Origin of the sequence: Nonomuraea sp. NPDC052129, from assembly GCF_040680095.1 — a bacterium.
In the GTDB taxonomy this organism is placed as follows: Bacteria; Actinomycetota; Actinomycetes; order Streptosporangiales; family Streptosporangiaceae; genus Nonomuraea.
The window spans coordinates 443400-464292 of the sequence record NZ_JBFAVX010000004.1 but is presented as its reverse complement, the minus strand read 5'-3'; the positions used below and the strand labels follow the sequence as shown (position 1 = coordinate 464292).

General features: G+C 68.9%; 21 protein-coding genes. 14 read left to right on the top strand and 7 right to left on the bottom strand.

What is annotated here, in order from left to right:
- Positions 1-7 precede the first annotated feature (7 nt).
- Both rimI and tsaD read left to right on the top strand, forming a co-directional pair.
- A complete protein-coding gene (gene rimI, locus AB0L53_RS13465; RefSeq protein WP_363993209.1) occupies positions 8-439 on the top strand; it encodes a ribosomal protein S18-alanine N-acetyltransferase in 432 nt (143 codons plus the stop codon).
- Complete coding sequence (gene tsaD, locus AB0L53_RS13460) at positions 432-1463, top strand: tRNA (adenosine(37)-N6)-threonylcarbamoyltransferase complex transferase subunit TsaD (RefSeq protein ID WP_363993171.1); 1032 nt, start codon at positions 432-434, stop codon at positions 1461-1463. The genes rimI and tsaD overlap by 8 nt, the downstream gene beginning before the upstream one ends.
- Here the strand turns inward: tsaD and AB0L53_RS13455 are convergent.
- A complete protein-coding gene (locus AB0L53_RS13455) occupies positions 1444-2367 on the bottom strand; it encodes an NAD(P)-dependent oxidoreductase (protein WP_363993170.1) in 924 nt (307 codons plus the stop codon). The genes tsaD and AB0L53_RS13455 overlap by 20 nt on opposite strands.
- Before the next feature lie 197 nt (positions 2368-2564).
- Here AB0L53_RS13455 and sigJ point away from each other — a divergent pair, with 197 nt between their 5' ends.
- The gene (sigJ, locus tag AB0L53_RS13450) at positions 2565-3452 is read left to right on the top strand and encodes an RNA polymerase sigma factor SigJ (RefSeq protein WP_363993169.1); all 888 of its coding nucleotides are present in this window, start codon (positions 2565-2567) and stop codon (positions 3450-3452) included.
- 1 nt (position 3453) lies between these two features.
- Here sigJ and AB0L53_RS13445 read toward each other — a convergent pair whose 3' ends face one another.
- Both AB0L53_RS13445 and AB0L53_RS13440 read right to left on the bottom strand, forming a co-directional pair.
- Positions 3454-5388, bottom strand: a complete 1935-nt coding sequence (locus tag AB0L53_RS13445; RefSeq protein WP_363993168.1) for a hypothetical protein — start codon at positions 5386-5388, stop codon at positions 3454-3456.
- 179 nt (positions 5389-5567) lie between these two features.
- Complete coding sequence (locus tag AB0L53_RS13440; protein WP_363993167.1) at positions 5568-6881, bottom strand: class I SAM-dependent methyltransferase; 1314 nt, start codon at positions 6879-6881, stop codon at positions 5568-5570.
- A 314-nt stretch (positions 6882-7195) separates the two neighbouring features.
- On the opposite strand from AB0L53_RS13440, the gene groES reads away from it, so the two are divergent.
- From groES to AB0L53_RS13420, 4 genes are all read left to right on the top strand, one after another.
- Complete coding sequence (gene groES, locus AB0L53_RS13435; protein WP_214633886.1) at positions 7196-7510, top strand: co-chaperone GroES; 315 nt, start codon at positions 7196-7198, stop codon at positions 7508-7510.
- An 82-nt stretch (positions 7511-7592) separates the two neighbouring features.
- A complete protein-coding gene (gene groL / locus AB0L53_RS13430; RefSeq protein WP_363993166.1) occupies positions 7593-9212 on the top strand; it encodes a chaperonin GroEL in 1620 nt (539 codons plus the stop codon).
- 368 nt (positions 9213-9580) lie between these two features.
- On the top strand, positions 9581-10216 hold the full coding sequence (locus AB0L53_RS13425) for a sigma-70 family RNA polymerase sigma factor (RefSeq protein WP_363993208.1): 636 nt from the start codon (positions 9581-9583) through the stop codon (positions 10214-10216).
- Complete coding sequence (locus AB0L53_RS13420) at positions 10213-10365, top strand: hypothetical protein (protein ID WP_357650738.1); 153 nt, start codon at positions 10213-10215, stop codon at positions 10363-10365. Before AB0L53_RS13425 ends, AB0L53_RS13420 begins: the two co-directional genes overlap by 4 nt.
- Here the strand turns inward: AB0L53_RS13420 and AB0L53_RS13415 are convergent.
- Entirely contained in the window at positions 10326-10703 is a 378-nt protein-coding gene (locus tag AB0L53_RS13415; RefSeq protein WP_225293853.1) for a DUF5319 domain-containing protein, read from the bottom strand. The two genes, AB0L53_RS13420 and AB0L53_RS13415, sit on opposite strands and share 40 nt — an antisense overlap.
- 39 nt (positions 10704-10742) lie before the next feature.
- A complete protein-coding gene (locus tag AB0L53_RS13410) occupies positions 10743-11774 on the bottom strand; it encodes a LuxR C-terminal-related transcriptional regulator (RefSeq protein ID WP_363993165.1) in 1032 nt (343 codons plus the stop codon).
- Between the two features lie 410 nt (positions 11775-12184).
- Here AB0L53_RS13410 and guaB point away from each other — a divergent pair, with 410 nt between their 5' ends.
- Positions 12185-13666 (top strand): IMP dehydrogenase, encoded by a 1482-nt coding sequence (gene guaB / locus AB0L53_RS13405; RefSeq protein ID WP_357948280.1) that lies wholly within the window; start codon positions 12185-12187, stop codon positions 13664-13666.
- 3 nt (positions 13667-13669) lie between these two features.
- Positions 13670-14791 (top strand): GuaB3 family IMP dehydrogenase-related protein, encoded by a 1122-nt coding sequence (locus tag AB0L53_RS13400; protein ID WP_357948283.1) that lies wholly within the window; start codon positions 13670-13672, stop codon positions 14789-14791.
- Between the two features lie 396 nt (positions 14792-15187).
- Here the strand turns inward: AB0L53_RS13400 and AB0L53_RS13395 are convergent, their stop codons facing one another.
- Complete coding sequence (locus tag AB0L53_RS13395) at positions 15188-16420, bottom strand: MFS transporter (RefSeq protein WP_363993164.1); 1233 nt, start codon at positions 16418-16420, stop codon at positions 15188-15190.
- Positions 16421-16484: 64 nt separating this feature from the next.
- Here AB0L53_RS13395 and AB0L53_RS13390 point away from each other — a divergent pair, with 64 nt between their 5' ends.
- Positions 16485-17048 (top strand): CGNR zinc finger domain-containing protein, encoded by a 564-nt coding sequence (locus AB0L53_RS13390; protein WP_363993163.1) that lies wholly within the window; start codon positions 16485-16487, stop codon positions 17046-17048.
- Between the two features lie 409 nt (positions 17049-17457).
- Here the strand turns inward: AB0L53_RS13390 and AB0L53_RS13385 are convergent, their stop codons facing one another.
- The gene (locus AB0L53_RS13385) at positions 17458-18096 is read right to left on the bottom strand and encodes a helix-turn-helix domain-containing protein (RefSeq protein WP_363993162.1); all 639 of its coding nucleotides are present in this window, start codon (positions 18094-18096) and stop codon (positions 17458-17460) included.
- A 61-nt stretch (positions 18097-18157) separates the two neighbouring features.
- Here AB0L53_RS13385 and AB0L53_RS13380 point away from each other — a divergent pair, with 61 nt between their 5' ends.
- The 4 genes from AB0L53_RS13380 to AB0L53_RS13365 all read left to right on the top strand — a co-directional run bounded on the left by AB0L53_RS13380 (position 18158) and on the right by AB0L53_RS13365 (position 20862).
- Entirely contained in the window at positions 18158-18826 is a 669-nt protein-coding gene (locus AB0L53_RS13380; protein WP_363993161.1) for a class I SAM-dependent methyltransferase, read from the top strand.
- Positions 18827-18913: 87 nt separating this feature from the next.
- A complete protein-coding gene (locus tag AB0L53_RS13375) occupies positions 18914-19387 on the top strand; it encodes a nuclear transport factor 2 family protein (RefSeq protein WP_363993160.1) in 474 nt (157 codons plus the stop codon).
- Positions 19388-19393: 6 nt separating this feature from the next.
- Positions 19394-19942: a TetR/AcrR family transcriptional regulator gene (locus AB0L53_RS13370; protein ID WP_363993159.1), complete on the top strand. Its 549-nt coding sequence runs from the start codon at positions 19394-19396 to the stop codon at positions 19940-19942.
- Between the two features lie 551 nt (positions 19943-20493).
- Positions 20494-20862 carry a hypothetical protein gene (locus AB0L53_RS13365; RefSeq protein WP_363993158.1) on the top strand — a complete coding sequence of 123 codons (369 nt, stop codon included), beginning with the start codon at positions 20494-20496 and terminating at the stop codon, positions 20860-20862.
- Positions 20863-20893 lie beyond the last annotated feature (31 nt).

Here is a 20893-nt window from a genome sequence, read left to right as displayed (position 1 = left end):
CCGGCAGATGACCGAGGCCGACCTGCCGGCGGTCATGGCGATCGAGCGCGACACCTTTCCGCTCGACGCGTGGAGCGAGGCCATGCTCCGCGGCGAGCTGGCCGACCAGCCGCGGACCAGGCACTACGTGGTGGCCCTCGTCGGCCAGGAGATCGTCGGCTACGCGGGCCTGGCCGCCGCGGCCGACCAGGCCGACGTCCAGACCATCGCGGTCGTCCAACCGCACCAGGGCACCGGCATCGGCGGCGCGATGCTGGCGGAGCTGCTGGCCGAGGCCGGTCGGCGCGCGGTGCGGGAGATCTTCCTGGAAGTACGGGCCGACAACCCGCAGGCGCGGGGCGTCTACGAGCACTTCGAGTTCGAGGTGATCGGCCGGCGCCGCCGCTACTACGACGACGGCACCGACGCGATCATGATGAGAAGGAAGCTGGATGGCTGACGCACCGCTGGTTCTGGGCATTGAGACGTCCTGCGACGAGACCGGCATCGGCATCGTCAGGGGTCACACGCTGCTGGCCAACACCATCGCCTCCAGCATGGAAGAGCACGCGAGGTTCGGCGGCGTCGTGCCGGAGGTCGCCTCGCGCGCCCACCTGGAGGCGATGACGCCGACGGTGGAGGCCGCGCTGGCGCAGGCCGGACTGAAGTTCTCCGACATCGACGCGATAGCCGTCACCGCCGGTCCCGGGCTGGCCGGGGCGCTGCTCGTCGGCGTCGCCGCGGCCAAGTCCTACTCGCTCGGCCTCGGCGTGCCCCTCTACGGCGTCAACCACCTGGCCGCCCACGTCGCCGTCGACCAGCTCGAACACGGCCCGCTGCCCAAACCGTGCATCGCCCTGCTGGTCTCGGGCGGCCACTCGTCGCTGCTGCTCGTGCCCGATGTGGCCGAAGACGTGATCTCGCTCGGCTCCACCGTCGACGACGCGGCCGGGGAGGCGTTCGACAAGGTGGCGCGGGTGCTCGGCCTGCCGTTCCCCGGTGGCCCGCACATCGACAAGGCCGCCACCTCCGGGTCGGGCACGGCCGTCGCCTTCCCCCGGGGCAAGATCGACGACGGCACGCTCGACTTCTCCTTCTCCGGGCTGAAGACCGCCGTGGCGCGCTGGGTGGAGGCCCGCGAGTCGGCCGGTGAGTCCATTCACGTACCCGACGTGGCGGCCTCCTTCCAGGAGGCCGTGGTCGACGTGCTGACCCGCAAGGCACTCCAGGCCTGCCGCAAGTACGAGGTGCGTGACCTGCTGATCGGCGGGGGCGTCGCGGCCAACTCCCGGCTGCGCGCCCTGGCCCAGGAGCGGTGCGACGCGGCGGGCGTACGCCTGCGCGTGCCCCGGCCCGGACTGTGCACCGACAACGGCGCCATGGTCGCCGCCCTGGGCTCCGACCTGGTCGCAGCGGGCATCACCCCGTCGACGCTGGACATCCCCGCCGACTCGTCGATGCCGATCACGACCGTTCACGTTTGAGTCCCGCGCGATAGGTGGGGTAGGCGGGGGTCCAGCCGAGTTCCTGTTTCGCGCGGTCGCTGGAGAGCCGGATGCGTACGCCGGTCATGAAGGCGTGGATGTACGGCGTCGGCCGCAGCAGCCAGCCGGGCACCCGAAGCGGTGCGGGCGCGTTCGCCGCCTCGGCCAGCGCCCGGACATATGCGTCGAAGCTCACCGGCTCGTCGTCCGCGATGTTGTACGCCCGCCCGGCCCCGCCCCGGTCCAGCGCGGCGACGGCGGCCGAGGCGGCGTCATGGACGTGCACGAGCGAGATGACGCTGGCCGGGTGGACCTCCGGCAGCATTCGCCGCCGCGCCATGGCCATCATCTTCCGCGTCGTCACCTCGGGGCCGTAGAACAGGCCGTAGCGCAGGGAGACGCCGTCGATGCCCGGCGTGTTGAACACCTGCTCCTCGTTGGCCCGAATCGTCCTCATGTGCACGCCGAAAGGGCCCCTGGCGGGCTCGGCGAACGGCCGGTCCTCGGTCACCGGCTCCGGGCCGTGGTCGCGGTAGCCGTACCCGAGGAAGAACGACTGCGTGACGAAGCGGCGCGCGCCGACCTCCTTGGCGGCCGCGATCAGGTTGGCCGTGCCCCGGTCGCGCAGCGCGCCCGTCGGATACAGCTGGCGGTGGAACAGCGGCAGGCCGGTGATCGCCGTGGCCTGGTGCATCACCGCGTCGGCCTGGTGGCCCTTCACCGCGGCGAGCAGGGCGTCGCGGTCCATCATGTCCGCGACCAGGCCCGTCGAGCCCGCCTCCGCCAGTTTGGCGGCGCCCCGCTCGGAACGGGTGAGGCCGAGCACCTCATGGCCGGCGGCGAGCAACTGGGGGATCAGCTCGGTGCCGACGGTGCCGGTGGCTCCTGCCAGAAGTACCTTCATGCCTGCTCCCTTGTCGTGTGGTGGTGTCCTCGTGCAACGGATGCGTGGCGGGGTGCCGGATGTGACATGCCGAGCTGCCATGTGGCCCACCGGCCCTTACGCATGTGGCCCAGGTGCCCGTTGCGCGTCTGGTCCACGTGCCCGTTACGGTGGGCCGAAACCGTCCCTCGGAGATCGCCGGGGGACCTGGAGGGACCGTGGCCGATGCTGAGGCGGTGTTCGGGGAGCACCGGAGCCTGCTGTTCACGCTGGCCTACGACATGCTCGGCAGCGTGGCGGACGCCGAGGACGTCGTGCAGGACACCTGGCTGCGCTGGGCCGGTGTCGACCTGGCCCAGGTGGGCAATCCGCGGGCCTACCTGATCCGCATCGCCGTCCGGCTGTCCCTGGAGCGGCTGCGCGGCCTGCGCGCCGCCAGAGAGGACTACACCGGCCCGTGGCTGCCCGAGCCGCTGGTGACCGCCGACTACCCGGTGACGGCCGCTGAGAACGTCACCACGGGCCTGCTGGTCGTACTGGAGACGCTGTCGCCTCTGGAACGGGCGGCGTTCGTGCTGCGGGAGGCGTTCGGGTTCGAGCACGCCGAGATCGCCCGCATCCTCGACCGCACACCGGCGGCGGCGCGCCAGCTCGCCCGCCGGGCCCGCGAACACGTCCGCTCCCGCCGCCCGCGCTACCCTGCCGACCCCCGGGTGGCGCGCGAGGTGGCGGAGCGCTTCGTCGCGGCGATGGCGGGCGGCAGCCTCGCCGACCTGCTGGCGGTGCTGTCTCCGGACGTCACCATGTGGAACGACGGCGGTGGCCGCGTGCACGCGTCCCTACGCCCGATTCACGGCTCGGACCGGGTGTCCCGCGTACTCATGGGCATCGGGCCCAGGTACGTGGACCTGGACCTCCTCTGGACGGCTGGGCCGACGTTCCTGCTGCTGGCCGGGGGCCAGGTCCGGGTCGCGCTCACCGTGGAACCGGACGAGACGGGCACTCGGGTGGGCGGGCTGTATGCGCTGGTCAACCCGGACAAACTTGCACATGTGCGTCGACCTGCTCGCGTTGGGTCGCGCGCCATGGCTGTGTCGGACGGGTAGATCAGTCTTTTCGCGTAGGGCGAAGGAGGGCCTCGGCGAGGGCGAGCATGGTCTCCTCCAGAGCGCCCAGACGCCTGGTGAGGTCGGTGGTGGCGGGTTCGACGATGTCGGTCACCGTCTGGGTGAGCTCGGTGCGGTCGGGGCGCGCCGCGACCAGCTCCGTGAGCACCGCTGCGGCGGCGGCCAGGCGCTCGCCCTGGTGGGTGGTCTGGGAGTCGAGGAGTTCGCCCACCCGCTCGCCGATGCTGAGCGTCGCGGGCAGCTGACCGATGCGCTGGTTGACGGCCTCGATCCGGTCGTCGACGGCTTCGAGGTGCTCGCCGGCCTGCTCGGCGCGCTGGGCGAGGCCGGTCAGGTGGGTCTCCACACCGTTGAGCTGGGTGCCGAGACCATCGAAGCGGGTGGTCACCCGCTCCTCCACCTCGCCCAGGCGTTCGTCGAGCGTGTCCATGCCGTTGTCGAGCTGGTTGAAGCGGCCCTCGTTGCGGGTGGCGGAGTCGATGAGGTGGCGGTCGGCGGCGGCCAGGCGTTCGTCGAGCCGGATGAAGTGGCCGTCGACGCGGCCGTCGAGCGTGTCGAAGCGGTTGTCGTGGCGGGACAGGTGGCCGTTCACGGTGGTCAGATGGCCGCTGACCGTGGTCAGGTGCTCGTCGACGCCGCCGAGCCGGCTGTCGAGGGCGCTGTGGACGTCGAGGAGCTTGCCGTCGACGCCGTCTAGGCGCCCGGCCACGCGCTGCTCGCTCTCGTCGAGGCGGCCCGCCACGCGCTGCTCGCTCTCGTCGAGGCGGCCCGCCAGGCGCTGCTCGGTCTGGTCGAGGCGGCTTGCCGCGCTCTGCCGGGTGTCGTCCAGGTGTTCGGTCAGGGTCTGCCCTGTTTCGTGGAGCCGGGCGGTCAGCGCCTGCTCGGCCTCGTCGAGGCGGTCGGCCAGGCCCTGCTCGGACTCGCCCAGACGGGCGGTGAGCCCCTTTTCGGCCCGGTCGAGGTGCGTGGTCAGGCTCTGCTCGGTCCTGTCCAGGCGGCCGGTGAGCCGCTGGTCCAGGTCGGTCAGTAGGTCCTCGGTCTCGCCCAGGCGTACGGAGAGGCGCTGCTCGGTGCCGTCCACCTGGGCGACGAGCCGGTCCGTGGCCGCGGTGAGCTTGCCGCCGAGCTGGTGGGCGGCTGCGGTGAGCCTGCTGTCGAGCTGGTCGGTGGCCGCGTCGAGCTTGCCGTCCAGCTGTTCGGTCATCTGCTCGGCGGTGGCGGTGAGCTTGCCGTCGAGCTGCTCGGCGTTGGCGGCGAGCTTGCCGTCGAAGCTGTCGGGCAGCTCCAGCAGCGCGCCTTCGATGCGGTCCGTACGGGCGGTCAGCTCGGCGAGCGACTTGTCGATGCGGCTGAAGCGGCCGGCGGCGGCCTCCATGCCCGTGTTGAGGTGACCCAGCCTGACGCCCAGGTCGCTCATCCGCTTGGTGATGCCCTCCGTGAAGTCGAGGACCGCCTGCAGCTTCTTGAGCACCTCGTCCACGTTGTCACCGACGGTGCCGACCTCGGCCCAGAGCCCTGGCAACTCCGCCACCGGGGCGACCCGCTGGTGAACCGACTCCACATGCGCGTCAACGGTGCCCACCTGCTCGCCGACGGCGTCAACGTGGTCGCGTACCGCCTCGACATGCTGGGCCAGACCCTCCGCCCACATCGGCGGCTTGGCCGCGATGTCGTCAAGCCGTCCGCTCACCGTCTCGAGCGTGCCGCTCAGACCCCCCAGCTCCCGCTCGCGAACCTCCCGGAGCAGCCACTCCATACCCTCAAGGCGCTGGCGGATCTCGTCGAGGACGGCACCCTGGGTCCGCTGCTCGTAGACGTGGTCCTGGGACGCACGCGCGAGCAGGTCCCGCATCCTTTCGGAGATGGCGGAATCGCCGCCTGCCTGTAGAAGGGTGGTGTGGTTGGCGTGATCCACCGAAAGGCTCCTTCGCTCGCCGACGGTCTGCCGCGCAGCGGTGGGACAGGTCCGGTTTGCAGATGAAACGAGAACGCGGCTAACCGCCAAAGGGGGAGGACTCCCGCGTGCTCACCTTAGCCGCTCGATCAAGATCCGTCAGGAGCGAAGTAAAAGATCGGGGTTGGCCCGATAATGCCCTAGTTTGCCATTTGTGCAGGTGGAGATGGGTGGCAAATCAGGACGGAAGGCTTATCCATGATGCGGGTAAGTATGATTACCGCAGATTTGTCACCCGAAAGTCGCAGGTCATTTCTGAGCCGTTCGATGTCGACCGCCGAGGCTCGCTTCTTGATGACGACATTTCCGACTTGCCGCTCGCGAAGGGTGGCGCGGAGGCGCTTCAGAGAGAAAGGCAGCACTTCTTCCACCGTGTAACGCGCGGCCCATGGGGTGTCCAGCGGTTCGTCGCCGGTGATGTAGGCGATCATCGGGTCGGGGAGACGGCCGCCGACCATCTCGGCGACCTCCCCGACGAGGTGCGCGCGGATCGCGGCCCCGTCGGGTTCGTACACGAAGCGACCGACGGGGCCGGTCGGCGCCTCGGCCCCGCGGGCGACGAGCGTCTCGCCGCCGGGCAGCAACGTCGCCCGCCGCACCGGCCCCTCGCCTCGCACCGGCCCCTCGCCTCGCACCGGCCCCTCGCCTCGCACCGGCCCCTCGCCTCGCACCGGCCCCTCGCCTCGCACCGGCCCCTCGGCTCGCGTCGGCTCTTCGGCTTGCGCCGGCCTCTCGGTGGGGCCGGTCCAGAGGGCTGCCTCCTTCACCTCGCCCTTGTACGACACCCACTCGGCTTCGGCTTCGCCCGGGATGAACTCGTACGGGATGCCCGGAGCCACCTTCAAGCAGGCCCGCCGAGCCCTGGCGACCAGGTCGAGCACGACCGGCCACGGCGGCGAGTAGGCCATGGGGTCGAACGTCCTGCCCCGGCTCGTCCGGCGGGCGGGGTCGGCGAACAGCCAGTCGTAGTCCTCCGGCGAGACCGTCGCGGCGTCCGCCTGGCGTACGGTGACCCGATCCGCGAGCCCGAGCGCCTCCGCGTTGGCTCGGGCGACGGCGACGGTCAGCGGGTCGAGGTCCACGGCGTCCACGACGCAACCGGCGCGGGCCAGGGCGAGGAAGTCGCCGCCGATGCCGCAGCAGACGTCCACGACCCGCGTCCCGCCGGCGGGTCCGGCCAGGCGGTGAGCCCGGTGGGCGCCGACCTCGGCTCGGGTGGCCTGCTCCAGACCGTGCGGAGTGAAGTACATGTGGGCCGCGTCGGCGCCGAACTTCGCCTTGGCGCGCTCGCGCAGCGCCGCCTGGGTGAGGGCGGCCGAAGTGAGGTCGGCGTCGTACGACCTGCGGAGCCTCGTCGCCGCGATCACCGGATCGGCGCCCACCACCTCGACGGCCTCGTCGAGTGCGCGCTGCCCGCGCGGGGTGAGCAACTCGGTGAAGGCGTCGAGATCCACGTCACCCGACGTTAGCGTCTCCCCGCCGCACTCCAGCCTGCCGGTGTGCGCGTACGGTGGCAGGTGGACGGGCACGTCTGCCCTGCGCCAACAGTGCGTGTCACCCCAATTACCCTCAACCTTGGGCAAGCTCTTGGGCCTTATCGCTCTGAGCAGACGCGTTCGTGTTGACTGTCAAGCCCCTCTTGCATATGTTTCCTGTTGGCACTCTCCCCTTGAGAGTGCCAACGTGCGACGAGGCAGGTCTGACACCCGCGACGGCAGGCCCCGCTGGTCGCCTCTTCTAGATCATTCAAATCTGAAGGGGAGGTCCGATCGTGACGACCGCCACCAAGGTTCCCGTTAAGCCGCTCGGCGACCGCATCGTGGTTCAGCCGCTTGAGGCCGAGCAGACGACCGCTTCCGGCCTGGTCATTCCTGACACCGCCAAGGAGAAGCCGCAAGAGGGCAAGGTCCTCGCGGTGGGCCCGGGCAACTGGGATGAGGACGGCGACAAGCGTATTCCGCTCGACGTCGCTGAGGGCGACATCGTCCTCTACAGCAAGTACGGCGGCACTGAGGTCAAGTACGGCGGCGAGGAGTACCTCGTGCTCTCCGCCCGCGACGTTCTCGCGATCATCGAGAAGTAAGCCGGATGCGTCAGGCCCCGGGCGCGCGTCTCCTCTGAGCGCGTGCGGCCGGGGCTTTCGACGCTAGGAGAGGACTTTCAGCATGGCGAAGATCCTAGCGTTCGACGAGGACGCACGCCGCGCGCTTGAGCGTGGCGTCAACGCCCTCGCGGACGCCGTGAAGGTAACCCTCGGCCCCCGTGGCCGCAACGTCGTCATCGACAAGAAGTTCGGTGCTCCGACGATCACGAACGACGGCGTGACCATCGCTCGTGAGATCGAGCTGGAGGAGCGCTACGAGAACCTCGGCGCCCAGCTCGCCAAGGAAGTCGCCACCAAGACCAACGACGTCGCTGGTGACGGCACCACCACCGCGACCGTCCTGGCTCAGGCGATGGTCCGCGAGGGCCTGCGCAACGTGGCCGCCGGCGCCTCGCCGCTGTCGCTGAAGCGCGGCATCGACAAGGCCGCCAAGGCGATCAGCGACAAGCTGCTGGCCAGCGCGCGCCCGGTCGAGGACAAGAAGGAGATCGCGAACGTCGCGACCATCTCCGCTCAGGACGCCAAGATCGGCGACCTGATCGCCGAGGCGTTCGACAAGGTGGGCAAGGACGGTGTTCTCACCGTCGAAGAGTCCAACGCCATGGGCATGGAGCTCGAGTTCACCGAGGGCATGCAGTTCGACAAGGGCTACCTGTCGGCCTACATGGTGACCGACCCCGAGCGCATGGAGGCCGTCCTCGAAGACGCCTACATCCTGCTCACCCAGGGCAAGATCTCCTCGATCTCCGACTTCCTGCCGCTGCTCGAGCAGATCGCGCAGACCAAGAAGCCGCTGCTCGTGGTCGCCGAGGACGTCGAGGGCGAAGCCCTGGCCGTCCTGGTCACCAACAAGATCCGCGGCACGTTCACCTCGGTCGCCGTCAAGGCTCCGGGCTTCGGCGACCGCCGCAAGGCCATGCTGCAGGACATCGCCATCCTCACCGGTGGCCAGGTCGTGAGCGAGGAGGTCGGCCTCAAGCTCGAGAACGTCGGCCTTGAGGTGCTCGGCAACGCCCGCCGCATCGTCGTGACGAAGGACAACACGACCATCGTCGACGGCGGCGGCGACCAGCAGGCGATCGAGGACCGGGTCAAGGAGATCAAGATTGCCATCGAGCAGTCTGACTCCGACTGGGACCGCGAGAAGCTGCAGGAGCGCCTTGCGAAGCTGGCCGGCGGCGTGTGCGTGCTGCGCGTCGGCGCCGCCACCGAGGTGGAGCTCAAGGAGAAGAAGCACCGCCTCGAGGACGCGATCTCCGCTACGCGCGCCGCGATCGAGGAGGGCATCGTCTCCGGCGGTGGCTCCGCGCTGATCCACGTCGCCAAGGACCTCGACGACCTGGGCCTGACGGGCGACGAGGCGACCGGTGTCGCCATCGTCCGCCGCTCACTGGTCGAGCCGACGCGCTGGATCGCCGAGAACGCCGGTCTCGAGGGCTACGTGGTCACCCACAAGGTCTCGGAGCTGTCGGCGGGCAACGGCCTCAACGCCGCCACGGGCGAGTACGGCAACCTGCTGGACCAGGGCGTCATCGACCCGGTCAAGGTCACCCGTTCGGCCGTCCAGAACGCCGCGTCGATCGCCGGCATGCTCCTCACCACCGAGGCGCTCGTCGTCGAGAAGCCGGAGGAGGAGCCGGCCGCCGCCGGCCAGGGCCACGGTCACGGCCACGGCCACTGAGCCGTTCCGTCCTCACCCGACCCGCGCCTGATTCCAGGTGCGGGTCGTGTGCTTTCTCCGGTGTACCCCTGGCCTCGTACCCCCGCAAAGCCATGTATGGCATATGACATACGGGCAATCTAGGCGAAGCTCCTGAGAGAGTGAGCGAAGGGTGATGAACCGGGAAAGTGGTTTATTCGGGTAAACCGGATGTGTGGCTTAAGCGTCTAGGCGTCTGGCAATTTCTGCACATTTGGGGTTATGGGATGAAATATTCTTCCGCAATAAAGGCTTAGTGTTGCCGGTCGATTACTGCCCGTTATCGCCGCGTCAATGTGACCAATCCGTAGCCGTTCGCGATGACGACAGGCCCGATCAGTGCGGGCATCATGCCTAACGTGAGCGAGGGAAGCGTCGCCGACGCCAAAATTGGGGTAAGGCTCGCGTCGAGACTTCCGGCACGGACGGATGACTCCGACCTAAGGGAACTGACGAGCCTCGCCGTACAGGGAGATCGCAGTGCGATCGAATCCCTGCTCGGCGAGTTGCGTCCGATGGTGGTGCGCTATTGCCGCGCCAGGCTGGGCAGGGTTTCAGGGCAATATCACATTGCCGATGACGTAGCCCAGGAGGTGTGCATCGCGGTCCTGTCCGCGCTGCCGCGATACCGCGACATGGGACGGCCTTTCGCCTCCTTCGTCTTCGGTATCGCCTCGCACAAGGTGGCCGACGCGTTGCGGAGTTCGGTCCGCTCGGCCGTACCGACTCAGGATCTACCGGATGGGCCGGACGACGGACCGGGGCCCGAGGAGACGGTGGTCCGCTACATCGAGGTGGAGTACGCCCGCAGGCTGCTCGCCAGACTTCCCGACAACCAGCGCGAGTTGCTGTTGTTGCGGGTGGTGTCGGGACTGTCGGCGGAGGAGACCGGTAATGTACTCGGTATGTCACCAGGTGCGGTCCGTGTTGCCCAGCATCGAGCGCTGGCGAGGCTGCGGCAGATGGCCGAACTGGAGTCGGCTTGACGCCGGAGGAGCAGACTGACGCGCTCCTCGACGTGCTGGCCCGCGGCGAGTTGCCAGATTCACGCGATCCGGCCGCGCGGCTGCTCGCCGCGCTGCTGGACGACGTGGATCAGCGGCGCTCCTCGGTGTCGATGACACCGTCGACGTAGCCTCTGGCGTATTCCCAGGTCACGTAGTCGGCAGGGTCAGGATGAAAGGCCGGCTCGTGCATCTGGGGCTGGCCTTTGTCGATCATCTGGCGCAGATTGCCGCGCAGCAGCTCCCAGTCGAAGAAGTGCTGCTCGCCGCATTCCGGGCAGTCGAGCACCAGGCCCAGCACTCCCTGCTGCTCTAACAAGGAGCGGAAGACCTCGACGTCGGCCAGGTCGGTAATGGCCTCGTCGCGCTCGGAGGCGGTCAGCGGTTCGGCGTCGTCGAGCTCGCCCATCGCTGAGGAAGGGTCGTTCGGGTCGTCCGCGAACGGGTCGCGGGGGACGTCTTCCAGCACCTTCCCACCATATGACCGATGCGGCCACCGCGGTGGTGATTAGCTCAGCCATCCACGCCGGGCGGCCTCCACACCTGCGTGAAAGCGTGATTGCGCGCCAAGCTGAACCATGGCGTCGGCAAACCTGGCCCGTACCGTGCGCACGGAGACACCGAGCTGGCGGGCTATCGAGTCGTCGCACATGCCCTGCGCCGCGAGCCGCAGCACCTGCACCACGCCCTCGCCCCGGCGACCCCAGGGCAGGGGTACGGCCCGGCCCCACAGCTCCTCGAAGAGCGACCGGAGCATGCCCACGACGATCGGCGTCCGTACCAGGTAGAAGTTGTAGGCGTGGTCGGGCAGGTTGCCGCCCCACAGCGCGGGCAGGCCGGCGGCGTCGGGCCCGGCGGTCATGAACCAGCTCGGCACCCGGTCCAGCGTGCGTACGGTCCCTCCGGCCGCCAGCAGTCTGGTCAGCTGGTCGCGTACGCCGGGCAGGGTCAGTGTGGAGACCGGGATGACGGCCCGCACGTTCAGGAGTTTCCGCTGCTGTGCATCGATCCAAGGATCGGCAAATTTTCGGACGAAGTCCGCCATCGTCCGCTCGTCGGGAATGGCGGTGAGTAAGTGCATCGGCGGGGACTGGGACTGCACCGCCATGCCAACCACGCTCTCGTAGAGCACGTCGGCCCCGCTCACCATCTCAACCCGGAACGCGCCGTTCTGGTAGTCATGCCCCACGTCGTAGTCGCGGATCAGCCCTCGGATCGAGCCGAGGGCGGAGTCGATGCGCCTGCTCTCCTCGGCCAGCCGGTCGAGGCGCTCGGCGATCAGCCGGCCGAGCGCGGCGGCGGGGTGCCGGGCGAGGTATTCGCCCGATTGCTCGTCGATCACCCCGAGCCTGACGAGATCGTCGAGCTGTCTGCTCACCTTGTCGACGGAACCGTCCATGGCCTCGGCCAGTTCGGTACGCGTGGCCCTGTGCAGGCGTAGCACCGCCGTGTAAAGCGCGGTCTGGGCCGGGTCGAGGCCCAGCGTCGCGAGGGGAGCGTCCGCGAGAGGGTCGGACAGGGCGTGGGACTCGCTACGCATATAAGGGGCTCCGTAGGGGGGACACGGGCGTGTCGTGAGAATAACTCGGCGATACGTCCTTGTCCGCTCCTTGCGTGGACTCCTTGGCCACATGTGCAGCTTCGTGCAATTGCACGTTTTCACATTGCGGTGTGCCGATGAGTAACGCAGGCTTAACCCAGCGTCGGCATCCACTTGAGCTGGCAGCGCTTGCCATCAGGACGCGGAGGGGGGTTCGGTGGCGCTTTATGCGCTTCCGCCCGGATGTCGGTGGCCGGAGGATGGGGCGGATCACCGACCGCCCCATCCTCCGGCTCTTTGGGATGCCGGGGGTACGACGGGCCGTGGGGGTCATCGTGCTCCCGGCCTCGGGACGTTTTGCATCTAGGCCCTAGACTTGCCTCATCAGCATCGGCAGGAGGGGCCGCAGCATGTCCAAGTTCACCGAGACGGGTCTGACCTTCGACGACGTGTTGCTCGTCCCAAGCTATTCAGACCTGCAACCTGGTGACGCGGACACAGGTTCACGCCTGTCGCGCGGCATCAACCTGTCGATCCCGCTGGTCTCCGCCGCGATGGACACGGTCACCGAGGCTCGCATGGCAGTCGCCATGGCCCGCCAGGGCGGCATCGGCATCCTGCACCGCAACCTGTCGGTGGAGGAGCAGGCCCAGCAGGTCGACCTGGTCAAACGGTCCGAGGCCGGGATGGTCACCAACCCGGTCACCTGCACTCCCGACGACACCCTGGCCGACGTGGAGCGGCTGTGCGCGACATACCGGATCTCCGGGGTGCCCGTCACCGACCTGTCCGGCGTGCTCGTCGGCATCGTGACCAACCGCGACATGCGCTTCGAGACCGACCAGTCGCGGCCGGTGCGTGAGGTCATGACCCCGATGCCGCTGGTCACCGCCCCGGTGGGGGTGTCGCGTGACGGCGCGTTCGAGCTGCTGCGGCACAACAAGATCGAGAAGCTGCCCCTGGTCGATCCCGACGGCCGGCTGCGCGGTCTGATCACGGTTAAAGACTTCACCAAGAGCGAGCAATATCCGCTGGCCACTAAGGACGCGGACGGCCGCTTGGTCGTCGGCGCCGCCGTGGGCGTCGGCGGTGACGCGGAGCTGCGGGCCAAGGCGCTGATCGAGGCGGGCGTCGACGTGGTCGTGGTCGACGTCGCGCACGGCCACTCCAAGGGCCTGGCCGACATGGTCGCCAAGCTCAAGGCCAACAGCAAGGTCGACGTCATCGGCGGCAACATCGCGACCAGGGCGGGCGCCCAGATGCTCGTCGACGCGGGCGCCGACGCGGTCAAGGTCGGCGTGGGCCCCGGCTCCATCTGCACCACCCGCGTCGTGGCCGGCGTGGGCGCGCCGCAGGTCACCGCCATCTACCAGGCGTCGCTGGCGTGCGGGCCGGCCGGTGTGCCGGTCATCGGCGACGGCGGCCTGCAATACTCCGGCGACATCGTCAAGGCCATCGCCGCCGGCGCCGACACGGTCATGCTCGGCTCGCTGCTGGCCGGCTGCGAGGAGTCGCCCGGTGAGCTGATCTTCATCAACGGCAAGCAGTTCAAGTCGTACCGGGGGATGGGCTCGCTCGGCGCGGTCCGCAACCGCGAGCGCGGCGGCATGTCCTTCAGCAAGGACCGCTACGCGCAGGCCGACATCGGCGGCGAGGACAAATACATCCCCGAGGGCATCGAAGGCCAGGTCCCCTTCCGGGGACCGGTCGCGGCGGTCGCCCACCAGCTCGTCGGCGGCCTGCGCCAGGGCATGTGGTACGCCGGCTGCCGCACGATCACGCAGATGCACACCGACTGTGAGCTCATGCCGATCACGGCGGCGGGACTCACGGAGAGCCATCCCCACGACATTCAGATGACCGTGGAAGCCCCGAACTATCACAGAAGGTAAGACATGACTCAGCAGGTGGAGATCGGCCGGGGCAAGACCGGTCGCCGGGCCTACGCGCTCGACGAGATCGGCCTCGTACCCTCCCGGCGCACTCGTGACCCGGAGGAGGTCTCGATCGCCTGGCAGATTGACGCTTACCGGTTCGAACTACCCGTGGTCGTCGCCCCCATGGACAGCGTGGTCTCGCCCGCCACCGCGATCGAGATCGGCCGCCTCGGCGGCCTGGCGCCCCTCGACCTCGAAGGGCTCTGGACCCGCTACGACGACCCGTCGCCGCTGCTGGAGGAGTGCGCCTCGCTCGACGCCGAGGCCGCGACCAAGCGGCTGCAGGAGATCTACACGGCGCCGATCAAGGAAGAGCTGATCGGCCGCCGGATCGCGGAGATCCGGGAGTCCGGCGTGACCACGGCGGTCCGCCTGTCTCCGCAGCGTACGGTGCAGTATCACAAGGCCGTCATCGACGCGGGCGTGGACATCTTCGTCATCCGCGGCACCACGGTCTCGGCCGAGCACGTCTCGGGCCGGGCCGAGCCGCTGAACCTCAAGCAGTTCATCTACGAGCTCGACGTGCCGGTCATCGTGGGCGGCTGCGCCACCTATACGGCCGCCCTGCACCTCATGCGCACCGGCGCGGCGGGCGTCCTGGTCGGCTTCGGCGGCGGCGCCTCCCACACCACCCGCAACGTGCTGGGCGTGGCCGTACCGATGGCCACCGCGATCTCCGACGTCGCCGCCGCCCGCCGCGACTACATGGACGAATCAGGCGGCCGCTACGTCCACGTGATCGCCGACGGCGGCATGGGCACCTCGGGCGACATCGCCAAGGCCATCGCCTGCGGCGCCGACGCGGTCATGGTCGGCTCCCCGCTCGCCCGCGCGACGGAGGCCCCCGGCCATGGCTTCCACTGGGGCTCGGAGGCACACCACCCGGACCTGCCCCGGGGCCGGCGGGTGGCATTCGACACGGTGGGCAGCCTGGAGCAGATCCTGCACGGGCCGTCCAGCGTGGCCGACGGGTCCATGAACCTGATGGGGGCGTTGAAGCGGACGATGGCTTCGACGGGCTACTCGGACATCAAGGAGTTCCAGCGCGTCGAGGTAGTCGTCGCGCCTACCCAGCGCTGACCATTTAGCGCCCACCCGCTTATTAGCCTTTGCCCGGCCACTTCGGGCACAAAGGGCTTCGCGGGTGGGCGCTTCGCGCTTCGGGGGCAGACGTTGCTCCCAGTCGGGCCGAGGGCCCGACCCCTGAAGGGCCTCGCTCCGCTCGGACGCCCTTCTAGGGCACGGCTCCGCCGCACGCTTCGCCCACGGCATACCGATGGCCCCCAAGCTACCCATGATCGGACGGCCGGTAGCGTCTCGGTGATCGCTGTGGTGACCCGGTACAGTCGGCCGCCCCCATCTTCATCTATGGCGCGGCCCCGGAAGTGATGTATTGATCAGGCGGTAAGTCGGTAGCCACCTGGTGGTAGGGCTGCGGCCCCGGGGTTCGACACACCCGCAGCCTCCATCTGGGTCTCAGTTGTCAGCTACGTGATCAGATTCGTGGGAAGGACTTTCGGTTGGCGCCGCGGCGGGCGTCGGCAAGGGCGAGGCGATCCGGTTGGCGGCGGCTGACAGGATCGCGCATGCCACGGCTGCGGCGGCGGCCATGCCGAAGGCGGTGGTGCCGGTGTCGTGAGGGCCGGTGAGCTGGCCGGCGACGGCGGTGCCCAGGCCGTAGCCGGTCCAGGTGAAGGTGTTGAGCCAGGCGAAGACCTCGGTGCGGTAGTGGGTGGGGGCGTGGTCGGCGAGAAGGGCTGGTACGACGGCGTCGCGCGGCCCGGTCACGAGCCCGACCAAAGTGATCAGTATGGCGAGCGTCACGAAGCCGGGTGCCCAGCCCCCGCCGAGCAGGATGGCGGCCTCTGCGAGCGAGAGTGGGACGAGCAGGCGCCCGCCGGTGATGGGCCAGGCCCGCGCGCCGTACCCGAGGGTGCCGAGGAGGGCGCCGGCCGACAGCAGGCCCATCAGGACGCCGGCGGAGGAGGCCGAGGCGAAGGTGGTGGCCGAGGCGACCGTGGCGATGCGCAGGCACCCGAAGGTGAAGGTGCCGAAGGCGGCGATAGTCAGTAGCAGGAGGGTAGGCCGGTGGGTGAGCGGCCCGGCCAGGCTGAATCTGACCGGCGGGGTGGGGGCCGCCTGCCGTATCGCAGGGGAGGCCAGGAGCAGCGCGGTGCCGAGAAGGATGGCGGCGCCGGCGGCTGCCACCACGCCGTGGGCCGGAACGGCCAGGGTCAGGACCGGCACGAGCAGGGGGCCGACGATGAACGTCAGCTCGTTGACAGCGTTGTCGACCGCGTAGGCGGCGGGCAGCGAGGTGGCGGGGACGAGGCGTGGCCAGGCGCCTCTGACGACTGATCCGGCGGGCGGGGTGGTGGCGCCGAGCAGTACGGCGGCGCCGATCATCAGGGCAGGCGGGGCGAGCAGGAGGAGAGTGTAGGCCAGGGCGTGGGCGGCCAGATAGCCGGTCAGGGCCGTGCGCGGGCCATACCGGTCGGCGATGCGCCCGCCGAGCGGCGCGCACATGGCCAGGGCCAGCGCGTGGCCGGTGAGCACGAGCCCGGCGGTGGCGTAGGAGCCGAGCCGGTCGACGGCGGCCAGCAGCAGGGCGAGGCTCAGCACGGGCGTGCCCAGTTTGACGATGAGCCCGGCGACGAGCAGGTGGGGGACGCCTGGATGGGCGAGCAGGCGGCGGTAGTGCGCGAGCATGGCGACTCCGTTACCATCTAACCGAATTTTGCCTATGACACACGGAAAGGGAGTTACTGGTCAAGTGGAAATAGCCTGTAACGTAACCCGGCAGGCTCCGCTGATCGCCGAGCTGGTCAATCTGGCCACGGCGCGCTGGCGAGGCGGCGCCTCGGTGCAGCCACTGACAGGTGAGGACCTTGCGACGACGTTCGCCGCTCAGTTCGGTGACCGTACGGGCGTGGCCCTGCGCGCGGTGCCAGACTCGGGGCGGCACCTGGCCGAGCTGGCCATCGAGCTGCGGCAGGTACTGCTGGCTGAGCGTCCAGCGGACCAGGCCGCCGGCATCAACGCCATGATCCGCAGGTACGGCGCGCAGCCGTATCTGGTCGAGGATGTCGGTCAGCCGTTCCATCTGCACTTCCACGGTTCGGACGGCACCGAGGTGGAGGCCCTGGGCGGCGAGTTCGCCACGGCGCTGGCCCTCATCGTGGATGGCTACGGCCCTGACCGCTTCGGACAGTGCGCGGCACGCCAGTGCGATGCGGTCTACATCGACCTGACCCGCAACGCCTCGCGCCGTTTCTGCAGCGCGGCATGTACGGCTCGCGCCAAGACCGCCGCCTACCGCAGCCGCCGCCAAATCTGATCAAGCATTGTCGTACCGCGGATGAGACGGGTCGCTCACGCCAGTTGCCGGACCGGGTCGGCGGGCGCGCTGAGTGACCATCGCTACTTTTTGTGGTCACAAGGTGGTAGCTCAGTGTCGAGTAACGGCGCGCGGGCGTCGACCGCAACAACATCCATCTGGACAAAGCCAGTGGCGCTGTGCCCCGTCGGCCAAAGAAGACCCAGGGTAGGGCGTCGTCGGGACGGGGTCGGAGTTTTGTTTGTCGTGGTCGGCCTACCGGCCCCGGGGCTTGGGTGGCCGGGGTGATCTGGTCGGCGCAGGCCCGGTATGGGTGTCGGCCAGGTTGTCCGACCCGGCCCGCGGGAGGCCGGCCAGGTGGTCGGCCACCGGCATTGCGGGCTGGAGGACCATCGTGACGTCCGTCCGCTTAGCCGGGGTCGACACAGAGTTGGGAGGTCAAGGCGGTGCGGGCCCACTCTTCCCACGTGTCCGGTGACCAGTCGCGGTCGCGGACGAAGATCAGGTAGAGCTGTGGGCTGAGCAGGCCGAACAGCAGGTCCGCCGCCATCTCGATGGACAGGCCGGGACGGGTGTCGGGCTTGCGGGCCAGGGCTTCGGCCGCTGCGTACTGCACGATGTAACGCGGGTCGGGGCCGTCCGGCCACTGTGCGGCGATCTCAGGGTCGGTGGCCGCGGCAGCCGCGATCAGCGGCATGATCGGGGCGACCCGGCCCAGGATCTCGCGGGTGCCGTGGACGTGCGCGCGCAATTGCCCGGCTGCGGTGGGCTCGGCGCACGCGGCGCGAAACCACTCACGATCCATGGTGGCGACCGGCTCGGTATCCCCGGCGATGGATGTGTCGACGACGTCCTTGAACAGCGTGCGCTTGTTGCGGAAGACGAAATAGACCGTCTGGACGGCCACGCCCGCCTGGTCCGCGACTTCCTGCAGGCTCGTCGCCCCGTAACCCTGCGCGACGAACAGCTCGCGAGCCGCCTCGACGACCTTTTCCCGGGTGCGGCGTGAGCGCTCGGCTCGCTTGTCCGGCCGCTTGACTTTGTCCATATTGCGAGTATATCTCTAGAGTACATCACTAGAGTTCAACTCTATATTCTTGGAGGAGACGATGGACCAGCCCAACGCCATCCAGAAGCCGGAACCGGACCTGGCCTCAACGCAGCGAGACCCGGAGGAGGAGTCCGTACACCGCGCACTGGAGGGCTACTACCGCACCGGCAAGCCACCGTGGGACACCGGCGTGACGCCGCCCGAGCTGGTCGCCCTGGTAGAGGGGCACGGCGCGCTGCCGCCCGGCCGCGCCCTCGAACTCGGCTGCGGCACGGGGACCAACGCCACCTACCTCGCACGGCACGGCTGGGAGGTGGCGGCCGTCGACCTGATCGACCGCGCCGTCGACCAGGCCAGGGAGAAAGCCGCGGAGGCGGGAGTGGCGGTACGGCTGCTGCACGGAGACGCCACCCGCCTCGACGAGCTGGACGTGCCGGGCCCCTTCGACCTGTTCTTCGACCTGAGCTGCTACTGCGGGATCCCGCTGCACCGCCGCGACGCCTACGCCGCCGGGCTCACTCACCGCGCCGCTCCTGGAGCACGGTTGCTGATGTTCGGGTACGGCCCCGAGCCGCTCGGCAATCCGACCCCCGAGGTCACCTCGTGGGCGGCGGGCGTCACAGCCGACGAACTCCGCGCCAGGTTCCCCGGCTGGGAACTGCTCGACGTCACGCCGGGCACCAACTCGGTGCCGACCTTCTGGTTCACGCTGCGCCGCGACGCCTAGCGATCTCCGGTCGCGGGTTTCTGTCAGTGCTCGACCTGGCAGCGGCGGCTGGTATGTTATTGGTCGATTACTAACCTAGGAGTCGATATGACAGCCGAGCAAGACCACGCCAGCCGCCGCGCCGCTGCCCAGCACACCGTGGCCGAGCACCTGCGCCTTACCGCCGCAGGACGCACCGACGAATGGGTGGCGCTGTTCGCCCCGGACGGGGTGCTCGAGTTCCCGTTCGCGCCGGTCGGCGTGCCTCAACGGGTGACGGGGCGAGACGCACTGCTGGCGCACATGAGCAACTTTCCCGAGACCTTCGACGTAGAGTTCGTCGACCTGGTGTTCCACCCGACAGTCGATCCGAGCCTCGTGATCGCCGAATTCCGCTCGACGGGCACCGCACTGCCGACCGGCAAGCCGTACGAGCAGAGGTGCGTCTCCGTCGTCCGGACCGATGACGACGCGCGCATCACCCACTACCTGGACTACTGGAACCCGCTGGTGGCGATCGAGGCACTCACGCCCCACGATGTGCCGTCCGACCCTGAGCTCAGCGTGACGTTCGGAGGTTGAGGGTTCATGCCCGCCGCCGGCACCAGCACGAAGAGCGACGAACGACGTCGAGCCATCGTGGCCGCCGCGATGGATTGCTTCGCGCAGAAGGGTTTCTACGGTACGACGACGCACGAGTTGGCTGAGCGGGTCGGCATCTCTCAGCCGTATCTCTATCGCCTGTACCCGAACAAGGAAGCGCTGTTCGCGGCGGTGGTCGACCACGTGTCCGTCGTGATGACCGAAACCTTGGTCGCGCACTCGCCGGTGACGGGTGGGGCCGGGCCGGCGCCCGAGGCGGCTTTGGACGCGGCGCGCGGCGCCTACGCCGCGCTCACTGCGGACCGGACCATCCTGCGTTTCCTCATGCACGCGAACTGTGCCGCCGGCGAGCCGCTAGTTGGGGAGGCCGTGCGTCGGTGCTACGCCAAGCAGGTTGACACCGTTCGGCGGCTGCTGGGCGACGACGACGCCGTCCGGCGCTGGTTCGGCGCCGGAATGCTCGACAACGTGGTCGCCGTGCTGGGTCTGGCCGACATTGATGAGCCGTGGGCGCACGTACTCACCGCTCGATGACCCGACACCTGGGGATACGCCCGCCGATTGGCCCGGCGGTCCCGCCACACCCTCCTAGAGGGCCGTGAGAAGTCAGCCGGCCTTCTGGCTCGCGCGTATGACGCCGGAAACGAGTGTCGGTAAGGACGCCTACTATCCGGACTGACTGGTGATCAAGTGTGACCACCGTTTCCGGCTGAAGGGGCGCCCAGCATGACAAGTATCTTCACCGTGTCCGTCGAATCGGTCGAGGGCTCGACCCTCTGTGGGACGGTGCACATCATCAACCCCGACGTTCCGTCCGTGCCGGAGGAGACCGTCTTCCCTCTGTCTCTCCTGGTGGACGCCTGGTGGCACCTGGACCACGGGTTTCTGCACAACGAAGACGATGAGGAGTGCGGCGGAGACCGATACCCCTTCGCGGAGGAGGAGGGCAAGAACGTTGTGGCAGGCATGCGCTTGAGGGGCGAGTTCGCAAAACTTTACGAACGCACATCCGGGTCACCGAAGACGGATACCTGCTCGCGGACGACGGCAAGACCGTGCTCGAGCCTAGGCGCAAAGCGAAAGACGTGTACCAGCTGGACGGCGGTAGCGGATATGACGGAATCTCGCACAACGTCACGACGTCCGGCGACGCCGAGGAGTTCTCACAACGCGCCGCTGAAATCATCACCTTCTACGACATCAGCCCCTACCGGAACGTCCCGCTACTGAGTGAGGTCGCAGCGCTGAAGCACCCGAACGAGCCCCGGGAGCTGGAGGGGCCAGACGGCCCCGCCGATCTGGATGACTATGGCGTATGGGATCTGCTGAGGGACCACTCCTTCGCCAAGCTCCCTTGTGCAGAGATTGCGGTGACGGTCAGCGACGCGGGCTACCTGGAGCACATGGTCGCAGGTATGCGCTGGGCGACGACCATGACGGGGCATGTGTGCTGAGAACTCGCAATGCCCCCCGCTCGGGTCCGCG